Annotated in this window: 19 protein-coding genes and 1 pseudogene; 14 read left to right on the forward strand and 6 right to left on the reverse strand. The window is 35.3% G+C overall.

From position 1 onward, the window contains the following. Positions 1–67: 67 nt before the first annotated feature. From BN1354_RS03640 to nfo, 4 genes are read left to right on the forward strand one after another with little or no spacing between them, the layout of a single operon-like run. The gene (locus tag BN1354_RS03640; protein ID WP_053826254.1) at positions 68–808 is read left to right on the forward strand and encodes a phosphate signaling complex PhoU family protein; all 741 of its coding nucleotides are present in this window, start codon (positions 68–70) and stop codon (positions 806–808) included. Positions 809–823: 15 nt separating this feature from the next. Continuing rightward, entirely contained in the window at positions 824–1,519 is a 696-nt protein-coding gene (locus BN1354_RS03645) for a response regulator transcription factor (protein WP_053826255.1), read from the forward strand. Further along, positions 1,512–3,272, forward strand: coding sequence for a sensor histidine kinase (locus tag BN1354_RS03650; protein ID WP_074010727.1), 1,761 nt, complete (start codon positions 1,512–1,514; stop codon positions 3,270–3,272). The genes BN1354_RS03645 and BN1354_RS03650 overlap by 8 nt, the downstream gene beginning before the upstream one ends. 25 nt (positions 3,273–3,297) lie before the next feature. Continuing rightward, positions 3,298–4,140, forward strand: coding sequence for a deoxyribonuclease IV (nfo, locus tag BN1354_RS03655; RefSeq protein WP_045089664.1), 843 nt, complete (start codon positions 3,298–3,300; stop codon positions 4,138–4,140). Between the two features lie 141 nt (positions 4,141–4,281). On the opposite strand, the gene BN1354_RS03660 is transcribed toward nfo, so the two are convergent. Further along, positions 4,282–6,615: a glycoside hydrolase family 20 protein gene (locus tag BN1354_RS03660; RefSeq protein WP_394331725.1), complete on the reverse strand. Its 2,334-nt coding sequence runs from the start codon at positions 6,613–6,615 to the stop codon at positions 4,282–4,284. Positions 6,616–6,658: 43 nt separating this feature from the next. After that, entirely contained in the window at positions 6,659–7,411 is a 753-nt protein-coding gene (locus BN1354_RS03665) for a copper homeostasis protein CutC (protein WP_045089663.1), read from the reverse strand. Positions 7,412–7,691: 280 nt separating this feature from the next. On the opposite strand from BN1354_RS03665, the gene BN1354_RS03670 reads away from it, so the two are divergent. Then, positions 7,692–8,246: a plasmid pRiA4b ORF-3 family protein gene (locus tag BN1354_RS03670; protein WP_045090896.1), complete on the forward strand. Its 555-nt coding sequence runs from the start codon at positions 7,692–7,694 to the stop codon at positions 8,244–8,246. On the opposite strand, the gene BN1354_RS03675 is transcribed toward BN1354_RS03670, so the two are convergent. From BN1354_RS03675 to BN1354_RS03685, 3 genes are read right to left on the reverse strand one after another with little or no spacing between them, the layout of a single operon-like run. Continuing rightward, positions 8,240–8,815, reverse strand: coding sequence for a DUF4126 domain-containing protein (locus BN1354_RS03675; protein WP_045089662.1), 576 nt, complete (start codon positions 8,813–8,815; stop codon positions 8,240–8,242). The genes BN1354_RS03670 and BN1354_RS03675 overlap by 7 nt on opposite strands. 42 nt (positions 8,816–8,857) lie before the next feature. Beyond that, entirely contained in the window at positions 8,858–9,760 is a 903-nt protein-coding gene (locus BN1354_RS03680; protein WP_053826258.1) for a sugar phosphate isomerase/epimerase family protein, read from the reverse strand. A 49-nt stretch (positions 9,761–9,809) separates the two neighbouring features. After that, complete coding sequence (locus tag BN1354_RS03685) at positions 9,810–11,330, reverse strand: Gfo/Idh/MocA family protein (protein WP_053826259.1); 1,521 nt, start codon at positions 11,328–11,330, stop codon at positions 9,810–9,812. A gap of 262 nt (positions 11,331–11,592) precedes the next feature. Between BN1354_RS03685 and BN1354_RS03690 the strand changes: the two genes are divergently transcribed. After that, positions 11,593–12,243 (forward strand): HAD family hydrolase, encoded by a 651-nt coding sequence (locus BN1354_RS03690; protein ID WP_045089660.1) that lies wholly within the window; start codon positions 11,593–11,595, stop codon positions 12,241–12,243. A 429-nt stretch (positions 12,244–12,672) separates the two neighbouring features. On the opposite strand, the gene BN1354_RS03700 is transcribed toward BN1354_RS03690, so the two are convergent. Beyond that, a complete protein-coding gene (locus tag BN1354_RS03700) occupies positions 12,673–13,764 on the reverse strand; it encodes an alkaline phosphatase (RefSeq protein ID WP_053826261.1) in 1,092 nt (363 codons plus the stop codon). Between the two features lie 213 nt (positions 13,765–13,977). On the opposite strand from BN1354_RS03700, the gene BN1354_RS03705 reads away from it, so the two are divergent. The 8 genes and pseudogenes from BN1354_RS03705 to hutH all read left to right on the forward strand — a co-directional run bounded on the left by BN1354_RS03705 (position 13,978) and on the right by hutH (position 20,931). After that, complete coding sequence (locus tag BN1354_RS03705) at positions 13,978–15,102, forward strand: acyltransferase family protein (RefSeq protein ID WP_053826262.1); 1,125 nt, start codon at positions 13,978–13,980, stop codon at positions 15,100–15,102. Between the two features lie 187 nt (positions 15,103–15,289). Next, entirely contained in the window at positions 15,290–15,493 is a 204-nt protein-coding gene (locus tag BN1354_RS03710) for a hypothetical protein (protein WP_053826263.1), read from the forward strand. Next, positions 15,490–16,128, forward strand: a pseudogene (locus tag BN1354_RS03715) (urocanate hydratase); the annotation flags it as partial. The gene BN1354_RS03710 and the pseudogene BN1354_RS03715, both read left to right, overlap by 4 nt. A gap of 84 nt (positions 16,129–16,212) precedes the next feature. Beyond that, positions 16,213–17,109, forward strand: coding sequence for a glutamate formimidoyltransferase (gene ftcD / locus BN1354_RS03720; protein WP_053826264.1), 897 nt, complete (start codon positions 16,213–16,215; stop codon positions 17,107–17,109). Between the two features lie 4 nt (positions 17,110–17,113). After that, entirely contained in the window at positions 17,114–17,707 is a 594-nt protein-coding gene (gene pnuC / locus BN1354_RS03725) for a nicotinamide riboside transporter PnuC (protein WP_045089653.1), read from the forward strand. Then, on the forward strand, positions 17,700–18,779 hold the full coding sequence (locus BN1354_RS03730) for an amidohydrolase family protein (RefSeq protein ID WP_053826265.1): 1,080 nt from the start codon (positions 17,700–17,702) through the stop codon (positions 18,777–18,779). The genes pnuC and BN1354_RS03730 overlap by 8 nt, the downstream gene beginning before the upstream one ends. Before the next feature lie 53 nt (positions 18,780–18,832). Continuing rightward, complete coding sequence (locus BN1354_RS03735; protein ID WP_045089650.1) at positions 18,833–19,417, forward strand: cyclodeaminase/cyclohydrolase family protein; 585 nt, start codon at positions 18,833–18,835, stop codon at positions 19,415–19,417. 14 nt (positions 19,418–19,431) lie between these two features. Further along, the gene (gene hutH / locus BN1354_RS03740) at positions 19,432–20,931 is read left to right on the forward strand and encodes a histidine ammonia-lyase (RefSeq protein ID WP_045089649.1); all 1,500 of its coding nucleotides are present in this window, start codon (positions 19,432–19,434) and stop codon (positions 20,929–20,931) included. Positions 20,932–21,048: the final 117 nt, after the last annotated feature.

A 21,048-nucleotide genomic window follows, 5' to 3' on the forward strand; every position in this document is an offset into this window, starting at 1 on the left:
CAAAAAATTATTAATCATTATTTGTTGTGAGTTAACTGAATTATAAACAAAAAATAAATCAATAAAGATGGATACTCAGAATGAAAATAGAACCGGCACCCCAGTAGTTGGGATAAAAGATAAATATCTTGATCAGTTACATAGTGATTTTCAGCTGTTGTCTGAAGTGATTCTTACGCAAATGATAAAGGCTGCAGAATTACTTCAGGATAACCATAATACTGACATACTGGACATTCTTAAGAAAAATGAGAAGATTATAAATTCACTGGATCTTACAATAAGGGAGAAGGTTATAAATGCTATTATGCTTTTTACTCCTAGAGCCTCTGATCTGCGAAGGCTGATGTCTTATCATGATATGACTATTTCGATTGAAAGAGTAGGTGATTTGATCGAAAATATCAGCCAGGCACTAAGAGAAATTGATTTTGATGTTCCGGGATTCGAGAGTTATAGAAAACCGGTGGATAAGATGTTTACTCAAACAGATAAGATGTTGAGAAAAGCTGTTTTCGCATATTCCGGCTTGAGCAATGAGATGGCATATGATACTATTTTAATGGATGATAAAGTTGATAAACTAGAACGAAAAATTGAGAAGAAGCTGGCAGAGGATTTTAGCAATAAAGTTCTTGATAAGCAAACACTAGTAAATATAATGAACCTGAATAGTATTTCATATTTTCTTGAACGTATTGGTGATAAGGCTGTTGATATTGCCGAATCGGCAGTTTTTCTTATCGAAGGTAAAGATATAAGACACGATAAAATTGTGAGAATCGATAATAAACCGGATAGTAAATAAAATATCCTTTATTTCATGGAAGAGAGATTATTAGTTGTGGACGATGAGAAGGATATTTGTGATATTCTTAAGTTTAATCTTGAAAATGAGGGGTATATAGTAGATGTAGCCAACTCAGGTGAAGAAGCACTGAAAATATTGAGCAATGTTCATAATCTTATAATTCTTGATGTAATGATGAATGGTATTTCAGGATTTAAAATGGCTGAAATACTGAGGGAAGAGGGTAACTATGTACCAATAATATTTTTAACTGCGAAAAATAGTGAAAATGACTTATTAACAGGCTTCTCACTGGGGGCTGATGATTATATAGCAAAACCATTCTCAGTAAAGGAAGTTATAGCCCGAGTGAAAGCTTTGATAAAGAGAACTTCAATTATTGCTCAACCGGCAGTCACAAAGTGGAGTTTTGAAGGTTTGAATATAGATATTTCAGCCAGTCGTGTAACTATCGAGGATAAAGAGGTTTCTCTTACAAAAAAAGAATTTGAAATATTATCTTTGTTAACTCAAGCATCTCCAAAAGTTTTGACAAGAGCTGACATACTGAGCAGCGTTTGGGGAGAGAATGAATATGTTTTGGATAGAACTGTTGATGTACATATAACCCGAATAAGAAAGAAATTGGGAGAGTATGGCAGTATGATAGTAAATCGCTCCGGTTTTGGTTATTACCTTAACTTTAATGATAAAAATGAAAATGAATAGAAGAATATCTTTTAAAAGACGCATTATAATTTATTTCTCATTGATAATAGCTGTATTCACAGTTGGCATTATACATTTTGAGCAAAAGCAGATAATAAAAGAGCGTACAAGAAGTCTTGAACTGACACTTGAGAATAATGCTGATATAGTTTACAAGTATATTAAGAATAATTCTGTATCTCCTGAGCTTGATGCTGAATTGGTTGAACAACAATTACAGTATATGCAACCGGAATTGCGACTGACTATTATCGACTGGCAAGGAAAGGTTCTTTATGATAATCAGGTTGATGTAGAGTTGATGGAAAATCATATTAAAAGACCCGAGATTCAGAAAACTATAACCTTTGGTGAAGGTTCTAATATACGTATGTCAGAAAGTAATGATATCAAGTATTTATATTATTCCAAAAAGTATGACGACAGCGTTTTTATTCGTATGGCATTGCCTTATGATATGAAACTTCAAACTTTTATAAATTCTGAGAATAGTTTTATCTACTTTATACTTCTGTTTCTAATTGCCTGTGTGTTGATGATGTACTATTATGCTAATAGATTTACAAAATCTATGCGTGAACTCAGAGAGTTCTCTTTAAGCCTGAAAAAAGGTAAACCAATACCTGAAGATTTTAAATTCACAGATGATGAAGTGGGAGAGGTGAGTGCTGATATAGTAGAAAACTACAATCTGCTGCAGGAAAACAGAAAAAAAATGGAAAGAGAAAGGGAGAAGCTGTTGCAGCATTTTCAATTATCAGAAGAGGGAATCGCTATATTTTCAGAGAATAGAAAAAAACTTTATGCCAATTCTCATTTTTTACAATATCTGAATAATATTCTGGATAAGCCAACTTTGGAGGTAGAACAACTCTTTTCTGACCCATCATTTAAAGATATTGTTGAATTCTTAAATAATAAGAGTCGAAAGAATAATTTATACACAAGACGATTCGAAAAAAGTGGCAAGCAGTTTAACGTTAGAGTTATAGTTTTTGATGATAATAATTTTGAACTATATATCAGTGATATCACAAAATCAGAGAAGACCCGCTTGCTTAAACAGGAGATGACCAATAATATTGCTCATGAGCTAAGAACACCGGTTACAAGTATAAGAGGTTATCTGGAAACGATACTGAGTCTTCATAAGAATCAAGATGCAGAGGGGAATAAAAGAATTCAGAATTTCCTTGAGAGAGCATATGCACAAACAATACGTCTCTCAGAATTGATTCAGGATATTAGTCTGCTTACAAAAATTGAAGAAGCAACTGATAGGTTCGAACTTGAGTCTGTAAATATAAAAGAGCTACTGAGTGAGTTAAAATCGGACTTGACTGTAGATTTAAATGAAAAGCAGGATAATTTTATAATTAATGTGGCTGATGATATTGTAATAAATGGAAGTCGTACTCTACTTTATTCAATTTTCAGAAATCTGGCAGAAAATTCTATCACTTATGGAGGTGAGAATATTAATATTTCTGTTAGTTGTTCTAATGAAAGTGATGATGCATATTATTTTGAGTATTATGATACCGGAGTTGGAATAGAAGAAAAATTTCTGCCACGTATTTTCGAACGTTTTTATAGAATAAATGAGGGCAGAACAAGAAATGATGGAGGGTCCGGATTAGGCCTTTCTATTGTTAAGAATGCAATTCTGTTTCATAAAGGAAATATAATAGTCAAAAATCGTCCCGAAGGTGGGTTATACTTTTTAATCACTTTACCCAAACGAGTTAAATAATTAATTATCTTAAATATACAATATAATGAAATATGTAGGAGCACATGTAAGCGCATCAGGAGGAGTGGAGAATGCGCCACTTAATGCAAAAAATATAGGGGCAAGAGCATTTGCTTTCTTTACAAAAAATCAACGTCAATGGTTTGCGGCACCATATAAGGAGGAGAATATTATAAATTTTAAGTCACGTTGTGAAGAGTTTGGTTATTTAGCAGACTATATATTACCTCACAGTAGCTACCTGATCAATCTGGGCAATCCAACTGATGATGGTGTTAAAAAATCTCGTCAGGCTTTTATTGATGAGATGAAGCGTTGTGAACAGTTAGGTATAAATCGTCTGAATTTTCATCCTGGAAGTCATCTGAATGAAATATCTGTAGATCAATGTCTCGACAGGATAGCAGAATCAATAAACATTGCGCTTGAAGAAACTTCAGGGGTTTGTGCTGTTCTTGAAAATACAGCAGGGCAAGGTACAAATCTGGGGCATACATTCGAACATCTTGCTTATATAATAGATAAAGTGGAGGATAAAAGCAGAGTGGGTGTTTGCCTGGATACTGCTCATACATTGGCTGCCGGGTATGAAATCAGAACACGTGAGGCTTATGAGGAGACTTTTCAGAAATTTGATAGCATAATAGGCTTTAATTATCTGAAAGGTATGCATATAAATGATTCAAAAAAGGAGCTTTCATCAAGAGTAGACCGTCATGACAGCTTGGGTAAAGGTTTAATGAATATGGATCTTTTTTCATTCATCATGAATGATCCACGTTTTGATAATTTACCACTTATACTAGAGACTCCTGATGAATCACTATGGGCTGAAGAGATTCAGTTATTATACTCTTTACAGAAATAGTTTGTGTTCCTATGATATTTATGCACATTTAAATTACTAATATAAAAAATTGCAATTGTAATTATAATATAAGTTTAGATAAAGATAAAGGGGCTGTTCCAAAAGGACAGCCCCTTTATGATTTATTGATATATTATAAACTTAGTTCAGGCTTATTTCATCAACAAAAATAAATGCACGTCTCCCGCTTCCAGGATGCCATTCAGGCATTACAGTAGGCTTAATTGTAATTCTGTAATAACGTGCAGTTACAGGGTCAAATGAGAAGTTATGCGTAGATATATCTGACCAATGTTCACTTTTCTGGTCTGAAATCTTCTCTGTTATAATAGATGAGAAGTTTCTTTTATCGTCTGATGACTCAACAATAATTTCTGAGCTATCAAATATCCAGTCTCCTGTAACAACTGCATTATTTACCTCAATAGAGCTGATTTCAGTTGGTTCCTGCATATCAATTATCGCTACAAGATCATCACCCTGAAAACCTAACCATCTACCTGTACGATAGTTTGTGTTTTTACCTTTAAGTCCATCCACTAACATAGGGGCACCAGAATATTCATAACTGCGAGCCGGGGTAGAAAGTAATTCAACTGGTTTGTATGTTGATTTGCTGATACTTATTACTTCACACAGGATTTTACTTTTAACTCCATTACGAATAGCAACAGCTTTTATTTCAGCATCTTCATCAATAGAAAATGTTCCATCATATAATGTGGAGGATTCTGAAGGATCGCTGCCATCAAGTGTATAGTATACATCAGCATCATCTATGGTTGAAAAGGTAATATCGAGTTTATTTGATTCGAAATTTGGAGTAAACTCACCCTGAACATCAAATACATGTGTAGCATATGTGTAGCCCAGTTTTTCATATTGTTTAATAAGTCGAGGTAACCTTTCAAGGAAGTTCTCATAATTTTTATTCTCTGGCTGCATCCACTGAACTTCACTCATGGCTGCAAGTCTCGGTAAAACCATATACTCAACATGCCAGGATTCTTTAATGTACTCGGTCCACAGGTTAGCTTGAGGTCCAAGAATATGTTTTTTCTCTTCCTCTGTCAGGATATCAGGTGCAGGTTCAAATCTGTATACCTGCTCAACAGGCAGGAATCCTCCGATCCCAAATGGCTCTTCAGCAGAATTCTGTGCCTGATAGTAGTCAAAATAAGCATAAGTGGTTGGTGTCATAATCACATCATGTCCCATCTTTGCTGCCTGAATGCCGCCATCCATTCCTCGCCATGACATAACTGTTGCGTTAGGCGCCAGTTCACCTTCTAATATCTCGTCCCATCCAATAATTCTTCTGCCGTGACTATTCAGGAATTCTTCCACACGGGCAGTCACATAACTTTGAAGGAAATGTTCTGCTTTATGACCATCTTTATCTTTTAGACCCAGCTCTTTAATACGAGCCTGACATAGAGAGCACTCTTCCCATCTGGTCTTTGGAGCTTCATCACCACCGATATGAATATATTCTGAAGGGAAAATCTCCATCACTTCTGTAAGTACAGCTTCAAGAAATTCAAAAGACTCTTCTTTACCAGCACATAATATATCATCAAATACACCCCATTCGCCAACTACCTTATAAGGTCCGCCAGTACAACCTAACTCAGGATAAGCAGTCAGAGCTGCAAGCATATGGCCAGGCAGGTCTACCTCAGGTATTACTGTGATGTATCTCTCTCTGGCATATTCAACCACCTCTTTTAATTCCTCTTTAGTATAGTATCCGCCATGAGGAGTCCCATCATACTCGCCAGAATTACGTCCTATCACAGTTTCACTTCTCATTGATCCTACTTCAGTGAGTCCTGGATACGAGTCAATCTCAATTCTCCAGCCCTGATCATCTGTAAGATGCCAGTGAAACCTGTTTACGTTATGAAGAGCTAGCATATCTATATACTTCTTAATGAACTCAACTGGTTGGAAATGACGTGCAATATCAAGACTCATTCCTCGGTATGCAAATCTGGGCTCATCATTTATAGTTGCAGCTGAATACAATACAGAACCAACTCTATCTATTGGTGTTGCTTTTCTTAATGTTTGAATTCCATAGAATACACCTGCTTCAGATGCTCCCTTAACGGTAATTGCTTTACTATTTGCAACTATTTTATATGCTTCTGAATTATCACTTTCAAGTCCTGTTGAAAGAATAATAGCATTTTCATCCTGAGTTTCAGTATCTAAAGAAGTTTTAATTCCTGTGGCAATACTTATGTATTCAGCCAAAAACTCTGCATTACGCTTCATTTTATCATTACCATCAGGATAAATAATTTTTGTTGATGAGGTAAGAGTAAAAGCTTCACCGGTTTCCTTAGTAATCTCTTTTGGAAGAGGTACTACCTCATAATTAGCTTCAGAAGTACCTCGTCCTCCTATGCCGCATGAGGTAATAAAACCTAAAAGCAAAAAGAAAAATAACTGTTTAAACATTTGCATTATATTTATAATTTAAATTGAGTTGTCTATTTAATTTGGGACTTTTTCATCTTTGAAGTGCTTCAATGGTCTTTCTGACAATTTCTGAGCTTGTAACCTGTTCTTCAAACTCATTAATTACAACTGTTGTACCACCCATTTTTAATCCAGGGTTTCGATACAGCATACCACTTTCAATACTTTCCCTTGCAGAAAGATGAAACTCTTTTGCACCTGTTTCTTTAGCAAGAAATGCTATATTTTCAGCATTAACGCCACTACCTGGCATAATTATAATACGATCACCTGCTTTTCTTACTAATTCTTTAAGAAGACTGACACCTTCCGCCGCTTTTGGCTTTTGACCTGAAGTAAGTATTCTGTCAAATCCAAGTTCAATAATCTTTTCTAGTGCAACAAAAGGATCTTTACACATATCAAATGCTCTGTGAAATGTAACACTCAAATCTCCTGCAGCTTCAATAAGCTCCTTATTTCTTTTAATATCAATATCTCCATCAGCAGTCAGACATCCAAATACAACACCATCTGCACCTAAATTGACGGCATTTTTTATATCTTGAAGCATAATTTTATGTTCAAGGTCGTCATATAAAAAATCACCACCACGTGGACGAATAATCACGTTGAGTTTTATGTTCAAAAGTTGACGTGCCAAAATGATATCGCCATAAGATGGAGTAGTTCCTCCTTCAGGAATACCGGCACACAACTCTACACGATAGGCACCACCTTTTTGTGCTTCAACACAGCTCTTTACTGAATTAGCACAGATCTCGAGTAAGTATTCGTTTGACATATGATTTAATAAATATGATTAGAAAATAAAATATTTAAATTAAGGGTGCAAACATAATAAAATATAATGATTTTATAGTGGATTCTGCTGTTATGTTACTGTAATTTTTAATAAAAACAGGTTTTAAACAAAACACTATATTTTAAATATTGCTTGCACTCACAAAATGACTACTAAGATAAGACTGGATTAACTAAAGTCTTAAAAACTAAATTAATAGAAATATTGTTTTAATTAATAAGAACTCTTTCCAATGCTCAACCATTTAATTCTTACCAGTATGAAAGATATAATATTTCAGATTCAAATTGTCCTTAGAGGTAGTAAGCCTAAGATCTGGAGACGTGTATTAATACCTTCTGACATGTCTCTGGCTGACTTTCATGAAGTGATTCAGACATCTATGGGATGGGAAAATTCACATCTTCATTATTTTGAGAAAAACAATACATTTTATACATTGAAAATTGAAGGAGATGATTTTTTGGATGAGAACAATAAAATAGACTATAGAGATTTAACTGTTGCTGATCTGCTTACTAAAAAGCACGATAGGATTACCTATGAGTATGATTATGGTGACAGATGGGAGCATGATATCTTTCTTGAGGATATAACAACAGTCAATCCACAGATTAAATATCCTGTTTGTATAGAAGGTAAGATGAGTTGTCCTCCTGAAGATTGTGGAGGAATAAATGGATATCATGATATTCTATTTATACTAAAAAATCCTCAACACAAATATTATGAAAATTATAAAGATTGGCTTGATGAGAGATTCGATCCGGAGTATTTCAATATAGATGAAGTTAACAGAAGATTACATTACTGAACATATTGTTTCTTTCTTTTAATTAACTTCTTATATAAAATACGGAGAATAAAAACTATCAATATTACTATTAAAATTGCTACGATAATTGGTATTATCAAAGACAGGATAGAAAATCCCGTAGCTGCCACACCCTCAGTTGTGGAAACTACGGGATTACCTGCCCCTGCTGTAAATTTAGATGAAAATAGTCGTGTAATTGTACTGCCACTTTGAATTGTGGCTGCTGCTCCACCTCCTACAATAAAACCTAATATCCATTTCATCCATTCGTTTTCTGCAGGGAAAACAGATGTCATCAGCAGTGTACCTGCAACAATTGAAAGTGGTGTTGCAATGGTGTCTATTAAATTATCAATAAATGGAATATAATATGCCAAAACCTCCAAAACTGCTGCTGCACCAAAACATATGAGGGCAGGAGTTGACCCCATCCATTCGAAACTTTCACCTAATGGCAAGACTCCAAAGTGAGAAGCAATTCCTGCTATGAGAAGTGGTATAAATACTCTGAAACCTGCACTGGCACTCAAACCAATTCCTAGAGCAATTGCACTGACAGTTTCCATATAGATTTACTATTTTTACTTTATCCAGGTTTACTTAATATACTACTTCATTGGTAAATGCTTCATAAGTAATTCTTTACTTTTTAAAATATTCTCGCGGCCGCTGGATTCAATTCCATACCATCCTCTGAAACCTCTATCATATGTCATTTTAATCATTTTTTCAGTAAGTTCATCAGACGGCTGATTTCTAAAAGACATACCACCTGCATAAGGAAGAGTTTTTTCCAGAAATCCTACATTGTCAAATTCAGCTCCGGGTTGCCTCCAATCAGGAAGAACTCCAAAGTATTTACTGTTAACCACTTTCATTAAAGAATCTAACCAGTCGGCATCATTTGATACACCTCCATGATTTTCAATCAGTATGCTAATATTAGCCGGAACGGCATACTCCAGCATCATATTATATGTTTCGGCAGACCATTTAAGAGCTTCTCCTTTATCAATATCTTTTGCACCAATACAGTTTGTACGAATTGCGTGGCAACCAAGGTACTGAGCAATATCTATCCATTTTCTGTGATTAGTAACAGTCTGCTTCCTTTCCTCTTTTGATGGAGTACAAGTTTCACCTTCTGCATCAACCATAATCAATACCATTTTAACACCATGTTCATCTGCATTCCTTTTTAATCGATTTAAATAAGTAGCAATAGGAACTTCAAACAGTGTGTTAACGAATTCAATACCGCTTATACCAAAATCTTCGCGAGCGATTCTGGGAAAGTCTAATGTTTTCCACTCACCTTTATTTATTTCATCAACTAACGCCCACTGAGCAAGAGAAATGTTATTTTCTCCTATCCACTGAGAGCCTGCAGCAGCTATTGTACTGTTTTTTGAGTATGCCTGTTGCATATTTAATAATGAAGGAGCAATAAATGAGCCTGCTCCAATTGCTAATGTTTTTTCAAGAAAACCTCTTCGGGATACTTTTTTCATACTATTAAGTTTTCACTGTTAATTATATTAGTTATTATTTCTATTTAAATCATTTAATTTCCCAGCCTTTTCTGTATTCAGAACGATATAAATATTGGTTTGCATCCTGTATATTTGTAATAGTCATGTTCTTGTGATCATAATTAATCTTCTTTCCAGTTCTAAATGCTGCTGCAGCTAAATGTGCAGTCTCAATTATTGGCCAGGAGCTAAGGAAATTACCAGGTGATTGCTTGTTGTTTAAGATTGCTTCTATCCAGACATCAGTAGAGTTTACACTTGTTCTTGAACGAGGTATCTCTTTTGAGCCTGTAACTTCGATCATTTTTGATACTGGTATTATGACAGGGTTTTCGCATCTGAATCCACCTAAGATCTTACCTTTATCACCCACAAACATCATTCCCTCACTTTCGAAAACTTTATTATCAACTTCTAACTCCGGTGGAGTAGGAGGTCTCATTCCTCCATCATACCAGAATAGATCAAAAGGACCACAGTTTTCAGATGCACTAAATTTCCACCTTACTATTGAAGATAATGGAAATGCAACACTGTTTGGTACATCCTTCATTTCATCAAACTCACCAATTGTTTTAGTTGTTGTTCCCATTGTTTCAACAGCAAATGGAGGCGCATCTACACCTAATGTTGTGAACAGAGGCCATAGACTGTAAATTCCCATGTCTGCAATACTTCCGGCGCCAAAATCATACCAACCCCTGTAGACTGTATGTGTATAGTTTGGATGATACGGTCTGTCAGGCCATGCTCCCAACCATAAGTCCCAATCAAAACCTTCAGGAATTTCAGGTCGATCTTTAAAAGTAGTTTGCCACTGTTGCCATACTGGACGATATGACCAGTTATGTATTTCCTTTAGGTTTCCAATTACTCCGTCGTCAATCCATTTTTTTACAGTTTGATATCTATCATGTATAGCGCCCCAGGCAAGCATATGAGTTATTAGATTGGGTTTACTTTTAACTGCCTCAAAAATGGCTCTTGTTTCATGAACTCTATTACCTAATGGTTTATGAGAGATAACATGTTTGTTTTTTTCAAGAGCTTTTAAAATTATAGGAGGATAAGCATGATCAGGAACAACAATTTTTACTGCATCTATATCGTTTTCTTTCTCAAGCATTTCCCTGAAATCTGAATATGCAGTACAACCAGAATAACTGTTTTTATTTCTTTCTTTAGCGTAATATTTATTTACAAAACTCTGACCACAGTCACGTCCTGCTGTTACATTAACCTCACCTCCCCAGGTTGAATCACCCAGAAGTTTTCTTACACTTTTCTTCAAATCACTGCCAGGTCCCCACTGATGATAACCAATAGGATATTTATTTGGATCACATACCGAGACAATATGAACTCTTTTATCGGGAATTAGATTTATTAATTCACCCATTTGTTGCATACCAACTCCAATAAGTCCTATGTTTATTCTATCACTTGGAGCTACAAATCCAACACCACCCAATACATTTCTTGGAATTACTGTAAATGCTATTGCCGATCCGGTATAGTTTAAAAAATCACGACGTTTAATCTTTTTCATATCCTTATAGTGTTTTCAAATTATAAAATCACTTTTATTAATCATTAAAATGATAAGGATCTTCATAAAAGATTAGAAAGAGAAGGGTAACAAAACCAAAGATATAGAAAAATATATTGAAATAACTAAATATATCAAGTTTCTTTTATTTAAGTGTATCATCTTGAATATAATAATTAAGTTGTGAATTTTAAATAGCCAACAGGAATCGTTACAGAGCTTATTGCTATCTTTGCAGTTTATACAATATTCAAAAGTTAATATGGTAATTAAAGGTGTAATATTTGATTTTAACGGGACACTCTTTTTCGATACTCAACTGCATAATCAGGCATGGGATATTTTTCTAGAAAGATATTCACTAAATCTTGATGATGAAGAAAAAGATCGAAAAATTCATGGTAAAAATAATGCTGATATACTTGCAAATATCTTCAAAAAAGAGTTTTCATCAGATGAAGTTCAGAGATTAATAATTGAGAAAGAGAGTATATATCAATCACTTTGTTTGAAGCAGGAGATGAATCTTGCTCCCGGTGCAGTGGAGTTTTTTAAATATCTACAATCAAAAGATATTCCCTTCACTATTGCAACTGCATCAGACCTTTTTAATGTTGAGTTCTATTTCAAACATTTAAATCTTGGAGAGTACTTCAATTTTGACAAAGTAGTGTATAACGACGGTACAATGAAAAGTAAGCCCAATCCTGAGATTTTTGTCAGAGCAATGAAAGTGTTAAATGTCAAACCGGAGAATGCATTGATTTTTGAAGACTCATCATCCGGAATTGGTGCTGCTGAAAATTCGAAAGTCGGAAAAATTATAATAGTGAACTCAACCAACTCTGAATACAGTAACTACAATCATGATGTTATAACTTCGTTCAATGAGATTGACAAGTCGATTTTCTGATAAATTGAAACATAACTATAGCAGCAGAATTTTAATCCTGTTATTAATCTGTAATTTTATAAATCAGAATCATATTTTACATAAAATATTCCTTTGTAACACAATCTTGAAATAAAAGTTACATAAATCTGAAAAATAAGGGAAAAAGGAATGATATGTATGTATGCCAAGGTCACAGAATCGCTTTTTTCACCATTAGGTAAGGAATTAATATACACTGCTGATAAAATAAATATCAGCAGTGATATAATTAATTGTTTTCTATTGATCTTGCTTTGTGTAAGATATGTATAAGCTGATAATCCCAAAAAAATTGAAACAGCTACATTTTTGATGTAGTATTCATCAGAGTCTGCAACTAGTCCCAGCCATTGAGGAAGCTTAATAAGCAGACTAACCAGAAGGCAGGAAATTATCAGCTTGAAAATGTCATTTTTCAAAACCATAAAGACTCATGATTTTATTGTATATATCTATGTTCTCATATATTCCTGCAAACTTTTCTGCACCAGTGCCGTAAGAAAATACAGGTACCATTACAGAGGTGTGACCTGTTGATCCCCATGCAGCTTTAACCTCTCCAGTTTCAAAACTGCCTCCTGTAAGTGCCATTCCACCAGTTTCATGGTCAGCTGTAATCACAACAAGTGTACCCGGGTTCTTGTCTGCATAATCAAAAGCCACCTTAATTGTTCTATCGAAATCAATCATTTCATTTACTACACCTTCTGCATTATTGTCGTGACTTTCCCAATCAATCTGAGAGCCTTCAACAATAAGGAAAAATCCTTTTGAATTATTATCAAGTATATCCAGAGCTGTTTGAACACTCTCAGGTAGAAATTCTCCTCTTTCAGGATAAGTTGCCGGGTGTTCATCTGCAATTAGTGCTGCCAGTTTACCGGAAGTTGTTTGTTTTACATCATTCATATCAAAAGCAACCTTGAATCCTTTATCTTTCAATTGTTTAAAAAGATCTACTTTATCTGAACGATCAGCAAAATATTTCTTTCCACCACCAATAAACAGTGTGATATCTGAATTTACAAAATCAACAGCAATCTCTTCCTGCATATTTCTGTTTGGCTGATGTGCAACGAAGGATGCCGGTGTAGCATGTGTAATTGCACAACTTGCAACAACACCTGTGGATTTACCATTTTCAGCTGCATATTCAAGTATTGATTTAACATCATTTCCTTTAGCATCAACACCAATTGCACCATTATTTGTTTTTGTACCGGTTGCAATTGCGGTACCTCCTGCTGCAGAGTCTGTAATATAACTGCTGGCTGAATAAGTTTTAGAAAATCCTACATATTGTGATTTTTCAAGATTTAGCCCATTATTAGCTGTAATGCCCGAATAGACCTGACTAACACCCATTCCGTCTCCAATTAACAGAATAACATTTTCAACTATAGGCGCTTCCGTTGATATTAATGTTGTATTTTTTGTTGAAGAACATTGTACTATAATTAAAGACAGTACGATAAGCAATGGGATAGTAATTTTTCTCATAACTTTTGATTGGTTTTAGATATTTTTTCTGATTATACATTGTTAATAGTAAGCAAATTTAAACTTATTATTCTGAAATAATATCTATAATTGGTTATATTTGTGTATCATTTAAATTCTTCTTGTGAAACAGTAACTAAATTTAATTCTTCCTGCCAGAGAAGTAACTCTTGTGGGTTGATAAATATTAACAGATTAATTGATTGATTAACAATGAAAAACGCAGACTTAAAGGTTCAACCATCCGATCGTTTAAAGTCGTTGGATGCGTTAAGAGGGTTTGATATGTTTTGGATAATGGGGGCAGAAGAAGTTTTCATTCTGCTGGGTGCATTAACAGGTTGGCCGGTTCTGGAATGGTGGGCCGGGCAAATGACCCATGTTGAATGGCATGGTTTTCAAGCCTATGATATGATATTCCCATTGTTCCTTTTTATTGCTGGTGTATCTTTTCCTTTTTCTGTATCAAAAAGATTGGCTGTAAAAGGAGGAAAGCAAGCACTATATCGACATATCTTTAAAAGAGGTCTTATTCTGGTGCTCCTTGGATTAATATATAATAACGGTATCATTTTCAATATAGAGGCTATGCGTTTTCCAAGTGTACTTGGACGTATTGGACTGGCTTGGATGTTTGCAGCACTGATTTTCATGAAAACAAAGAACTGGAAATCAAGAATGGTGTGGTTCTGGGGGTTATTGATATTTTATTGGTTACTATTCCTTATATTTAAAGCACCTGATTTTGGTGACCCTGACAGATATTCAATGCAAGGAAATATATCAAGTTATATTGACAGGACACTTCTACCAGGCAGGTTGTGCTGCTACGAGTTTGGAGATAATGAAGGAATATTACCTACTATAGCGGCTGTTAGTACCGGACTTTTAGGTATGCTTGTAGGTGAACTTCTAAAGAATACCTATAAGCCTATGAAGAAAGTTCTCTACATGGCAATAGGAGGAGTAATACTAATCATCATCGGTCAGATATGGAATCTGGTTTTCCCTATCAATAAAAACTTATGGTCTAGCTCATTTGTATGCTATGTTGGTGGAATAAGTATAATACTAATGACAATCTTTTATCTGATAATTGATGTTTGGAAGTATCAAAAATGGGCATTTTTCTTTGTTGTAATCGGTATGAACCCCATTACAATTTATCTCGCTAACAGAATTATAGGATTTGGAAGGGCAACAGACTTTTTATTTGGAGGAATTGCAGAACTGCTTCCTGAAGCATGGTCTCCACTAATTATTGCAATTGGATATGTTATAGTTGGATGGTTATTCCTGTATCTGCTATATAAAAAGAAGATTTTCCTCAAGGTATAACTATTTGCTTTTTTTAGTCATTTTTTCCAGCAAGAAGGGGATAGTCCCTCTTGCTGGATTTTTTTATGGTTGATAGTTTTAATCTTTAAACTGTTTCTGTTTTAATGAATTAAAGTGTTGGCAAATATATTTAAAATATTAAATTTGTCGTATGTTTGCTGATGTATAATAACCATGAATAAATTATATGAGTATCACGTTAGAGAATACCTTACCTCCATATCCTCATTTTCAGGAAGGCATACTACGTGCACCTGACAGAGGTTATAGATTAACAAAGTTACAGACTAAAATAGCTTTAAAGAACGCTCTAAGATACATACCTCCTGAACAGCACTCATTGCTGGCACCAGAATTTTTAGAAGAGCTTAAAGCCAGGGGTAGAGTTTAAGTGGATTGCATGCTGATCTTTTAAAAACAGACAGAGCAGCAATGGAATGTATTGATCCTGAAAGGAGTGGGCAGGACAGAGATAACTGGGTTTGGATTCGTGAGGCTGAAAAGAACAGACTGGTAGTTGGTACTCAGGCACGTATATTATATCAGGATGCTGAAGGACGACTAAAAATTGCGCTTCGATTCAGTGAGATGGTTAGAAGTGGAGAAATTGGTCCTGTTATGCTTGGGCGTGATCATCATGATGTGAGTGGTGCAGATTCACCCTTCAGGGAAACTGCCAATATAAAGGATGGCAGTAATATTATGGCTGATATGTCAGTACAATGTTTTGCTGGTAATGCAGCCCGAGGAATGAGTCTGGTTGCACTTCACAATGGAGGTGGTGTTGGTATAGGTAAAGCAATTAACGGTGGATTTGGTATGGTACTTGACGGAAGTGAAAGAGTTGATGAAATACTTCGTTCTGCTATACTTTGGGATGTTGTGGGTGGTGTTGCCCGCAGATCCTGGGCAAGAAATACTAATGCTATGAAAACAGTAAAAGAATTTAATATTAACCACTCTCAGGAATATAAAATCACAGAACCTTATTTGGTTAATGAGAGATTATTAAATGATATTATCTGAAATATTGCTAAATTGCAATTCATTATTGAGAACTTGTTAAGCATAACTATATAGTTAAAACATTAAACAGAAACTAATATATTGATGAATAAAATCATAGAGTGTGTTCCAAATTTTAGTGAGGGACGTGATAAGCAAATAGTAGAAAAGATTGCGGATGCATTCCGTGCGAAAGACAATGTAAAACTACTTGATTATAGTAGTGATGCTGACCATAACAGATCGGTAATCACTGTAGCAGGTGAACCCGAAGCTCTTAAGGAAGCAGTAATTGAAGCAGTAGGAATAGCAGTTGAGCTTATTAATCTGACTAAACATAGTGGTCAGCATCCAAGAATGGGGGCAGTGGATGTAATTCCTTTTATTCCTATAAAGAATGTAACAATGGATGAGGCAATAACATTATCAAAGGAGGTGGGAGATGCTATCGGAGAAAAATATAATCTGCCTGTTTTTTTATATGAGAAATCGGCTACACAACAACATCGCGAAAATCTTGCAAATGTACGTAAAGGTGAATTTGAAGGGTTAAAAGAAAAAATGCTTTCTCCTGAGTGGAAACCTGATTTTGGTCCATTACAACCACACCCTACTGCAGGTGCTGTAGCTGTTGGCGCCAGAATGCCTTTAGTGGCATATAATGTAAATCTTAATACATCAGATTTAGAAATTGCAACTGCGATTGCTAAAAAAGTGAGACATATTGGTGGAGGACTTAGATTTTGCAAAGCAATGGGTGTTGAATTGGAGGATAAAGGCATAACTCAGGTGTCTATGAATCTGACCGACTATACAAAAACTTCAATCTACAGAGCACATGAAATGGTGAGAATGGAAGCAAAAAGGTATGGAGTGACTGTTGCCGGTGGCGAAGTAATAGGATTGGTACCTTTGGAAGCACTTGTTGATTCTGTAGCATATTACCTGGGATTGGATAATTTTTCAATTAAACAGGTTCTTGAAATTAAACTAATGGAATAGCCTGATGAATTGGTTAGAACTGATTGCTGTAATTCTTGGAATACTTAGTGTTTGGTATGCTCGCAAGGAGAAAATACTTGTTTTCCCTTTCGGAATTGCAAACGTGTCGATTTACATATACATTTGCTTCATTGCCAAATTATTTGCTAATGCAGGTATTAATATTGTATACCTTATTTCAAATATCTTCGGCTGGTATATGTGGTCAGGTAAAAGTGACAATCAGAGGTTAGAGATAAGCAAAAACACAATTAAACAAAATGTAATATCATGGTTTTCAGTAGTATTGATATATATAATTGTATTCTTTATTCTGCGTTGGGTAAACAGAGATAATATTGAATATATGGAATCTTATCTGCCATGGATAGATTCGTTCAATACTGCATTTTTTTTGGTGGCAACAATTTTAATGGCTGTAAAGAAGATCGAGAACTGGTTGTTCTGGATAATTGGTGATATAATATCAATTCCAATTTTTGCTTCTCAAGGTTTGTTTTTTACATCTATACAGTACACTGTATTTCTTATACTGGCAATTCTTGGATGGAAAGAGTGGAGGCAAAAATTAAAAAGTAAAATTGTCAACAATGAGTAACCTTATAATTAAAAATGCATCACAGGTAGTTACATGCAGCGGTTTTGAAGGAAAACGCAGCAAGGAGATGTCAGATCTTAGTATAATTGAAAATGGTACTGTAATTGTAACTAATGGTCTTATTTCTCTTATTCTAAAGCAAGATGAAAAGGTTGATGTAAATCTGTCAGACTATCATGTACTTGATGCTTCCGGTAGAGCATTGTTACCTGGTTTCGTAGATCCGCATATTCATTTTGTATTTGGTGGATATCGGGAGGAGGAATTTTCATGGAGAATGAGAGGTGACAGTTATATGGAAATCATGAACTGGGGAGGGGGCATTTTAAGTACTACTCTTAAGACTCGTGAAGCCTCGGAAGATGAGTTGATTAAGTCTGGCAAAATGCGGCTTGATGCTATGTTGCATCTGGGAATAACTACTGTGGAAGGCAAAAGTGGTTATGGTCTCGATAAGGAAACTGAAATTAAGCAACTGCGTATCATGAAGTACTTAAATGAAGTTCATCCAATTGAAATTGAGCAAACCAGAAGGTATCTGGAGGCTGCCAGACAATATGGATTAAAACTGAAAATGCATGCTGATGAAATTGCTCAGTTAGGTGGTACTGAATTAGCAGTTGAACTAAACTGCATCTCTGCCGATCATCTATTGCAAGCTTCTGATAATGGAATTATGTCAATGGCTGAATCCAATGTAGTTGCAACACTGCTCCCATTGACCGCTTTTTCATTGAGAGAAAAATATGCAAGAGCTCGTGAAATGATAGATTCAGGTTGTATTGTTGCTTTGGCAACCGACCTTAATCCGGGAAGCTCATTTTCTTCATCAGTACCTCTTCTGTTTGCAATTGCATGTATTTATATGAATATGTCACCAGAAGAAGCTGTTACAGCATTTACAATTAATAGTGCTGCTGCAATCGGCCGTGCGGATAAAATAGGTAGTATTGACATTGGGAAGCATGGTAATATGATTTTACTGCAATATCCATCTTATAAATTTCTACCGTATAATGTTGGAATGAATATAGTTGAAAAAGTAATAATAAAAGGAGAAGTTGTTATATAAAACTAGCATATATGCATGTTACATATGATACCTTTGAATAAAAAACTAATCATATGAAACTACAAGACTTAACATTAAAGGAATTTCTGGAGAAGACAGCTTCAAATGATGCAGTGCCAGGTGGTGGTTGTTCTTCAGCACTTTTGGCTGCAATTGCAGCTTCATTAACTGAGATGGTTGCCAAGCTGACAATTGGTAGAAAAAAGTATTCAGATGTTGAGGAGCGAATGAAAGAGATCGCTATGATTATGTCTGAGAACAGAGCTCAGTTTATTAATGACATTGATAGAGATGCGGTCTCATATCAACTTGTTATGGATGCATATCAACTACCTAAAAACAGTGATGAAGAGATTGCTCAACGAAATAGGAAAATTCAGCATGCAACTAAAATTGCATCCTATATTCCAATGTCAATTGCTCAAAGAGCATACTGTATGAAAGATTTGATAAAAGAAACTATACAGAAAGGAAATATAAATGCTAATTCTGATGGCAAGGTAGGGCTGTTGGCATGTGAAGCAGCTATCAAAGGTTCATTGTTAAACGTCAGGATAAATTTGGAAAATATCGATGATGAGGAATTTGTATATTACATGACAGAGAAATGCAATGAAATAGAAAATAACACCTTCTGACAAACAACAGAATTATGAAAAACATTTATTTAATCGGGCAAAAAGAACTTACTATTGAAGATCTTGAATGGATTTTGTCTAATAATATTAAAGTGGAACTTGCACCGGAAGCCAAAGAGCGAATACAAAAGTGTCGTGATTACCTCGATAGCAAAATTGAGAAAGAGCAATCTCCATTATATGGAATAACCACTGGGTTTGGTTCTTTGTGTGATCGCACTGTTTCGAATGAAGACCTTAGCACGCTGCAGGAAAATCTGGTAAAATCACATGCATGTAGTGTTGGTGATGAAGTTACGCCACTAATAGTTAAATTAATGTTTATTCTTAAAGCTCATGCATTGTCACTGGGATATAGTGGGGTACAGGTAGCAACTGTACAGAGAATGCTTGATCTCTTTAATAATGATATTCTGCCTATTGTTTATGATAAAGGTTCATTAGGTGCATCAGGCGATTTGGCACCACTTGCTAATCTTTTTCTTCCTCTTATTGGTGTTGGAGATGTTTTTTATAAGGGGAAAAAGCAAGATATAGGTTTTGTGCTTGATGAGTTTGGATGGGAGCCTATCAAATTACAGAGTAAAGAGGGTCTGGCGCTGTTAAATGGTACACAGTTTATGTCGGCACATGGAGTATATGCAATTATGAAGGCCCAGCGGTTGTCAGTCAGAGCCGATTTGATAGCTGCAATGTCGTTAGATGCATATGATGGTCACATTGAGCCATTTGAGGAAAAACTACACCTTATACGACCACATATTGGTCAGCTCGAAACAAGTCAGAATATCTGCAGGTTCCTCGAAGGTAGCGAGATTATCACCAGAGAAAAACAACATCTGCAGGATCCATACTCCTTTCGCTGTATACCACAGGTTCACGGGGCAACAAAAGATGCTATTGATTATGCAAAGTCGGTTGTTCATACCGAGATTAATTCGGTAACCGACAATCCAACAATTTTTCCTGATGATGATAAGATTATCTCAGGAGGCAACTTTCATGGTCAACCTTTGGCTATCGCATATGATTTTCTTGCAATTGCTATGGCTGAGCTGGGTAATATCTCCGAAAGACGTATTGCGCAATTGATACTGGGAAAAAGAGGTCTGCCTGAATTTCTGGTGGCAAACCCGGGGCTTAACTCAGGGTTCATGATTCCACAATATGTTGCAGCCTCTGTTGTAAGTCAAAATAAGATATACTGCTCCCCGGCAAGTATTGATTCTATTGTCTCTTCAAATGGTCAGGAGGATCATGTTAGTATGGGTGCTACATCGGCAATAAAGCTTCTTAAGGTGATGGACAATCTGGATATAATACTTTCAATAGAGTTGATGAATGCTGCTCAAGCACTTGAGTTCAGACGCCCGCTGAAATCATCACCAATAATCGAAAAAGTGCTGAAGGGATATCGTAAAGAGGTTCCCTTCATTGATGAGGATATTGTTATGTATAAGGAGATACGTAAAACCTCCTCATACCTCAACAGGTTACAAGTTTCTGCACTTTAGCTGTCATTTTATTTAAAATACCCCTTTATTTCAGACATAACAATAACAAAAGGTCATGAATAATGACTTTTTAATTATCTTTGTTCTCTTTAAAATGATTAATAAGTTAAATATATT

The organism is Lascolabacillus massiliensis (assembly GCF_001282625.1).
GTDB classification, from domain to species: Bacteria; Bacteroidota; Bacteroidia; order Bacteroidales; family Dysgonomonadaceae; genus Proteiniphilum; species Proteiniphilum massiliensis.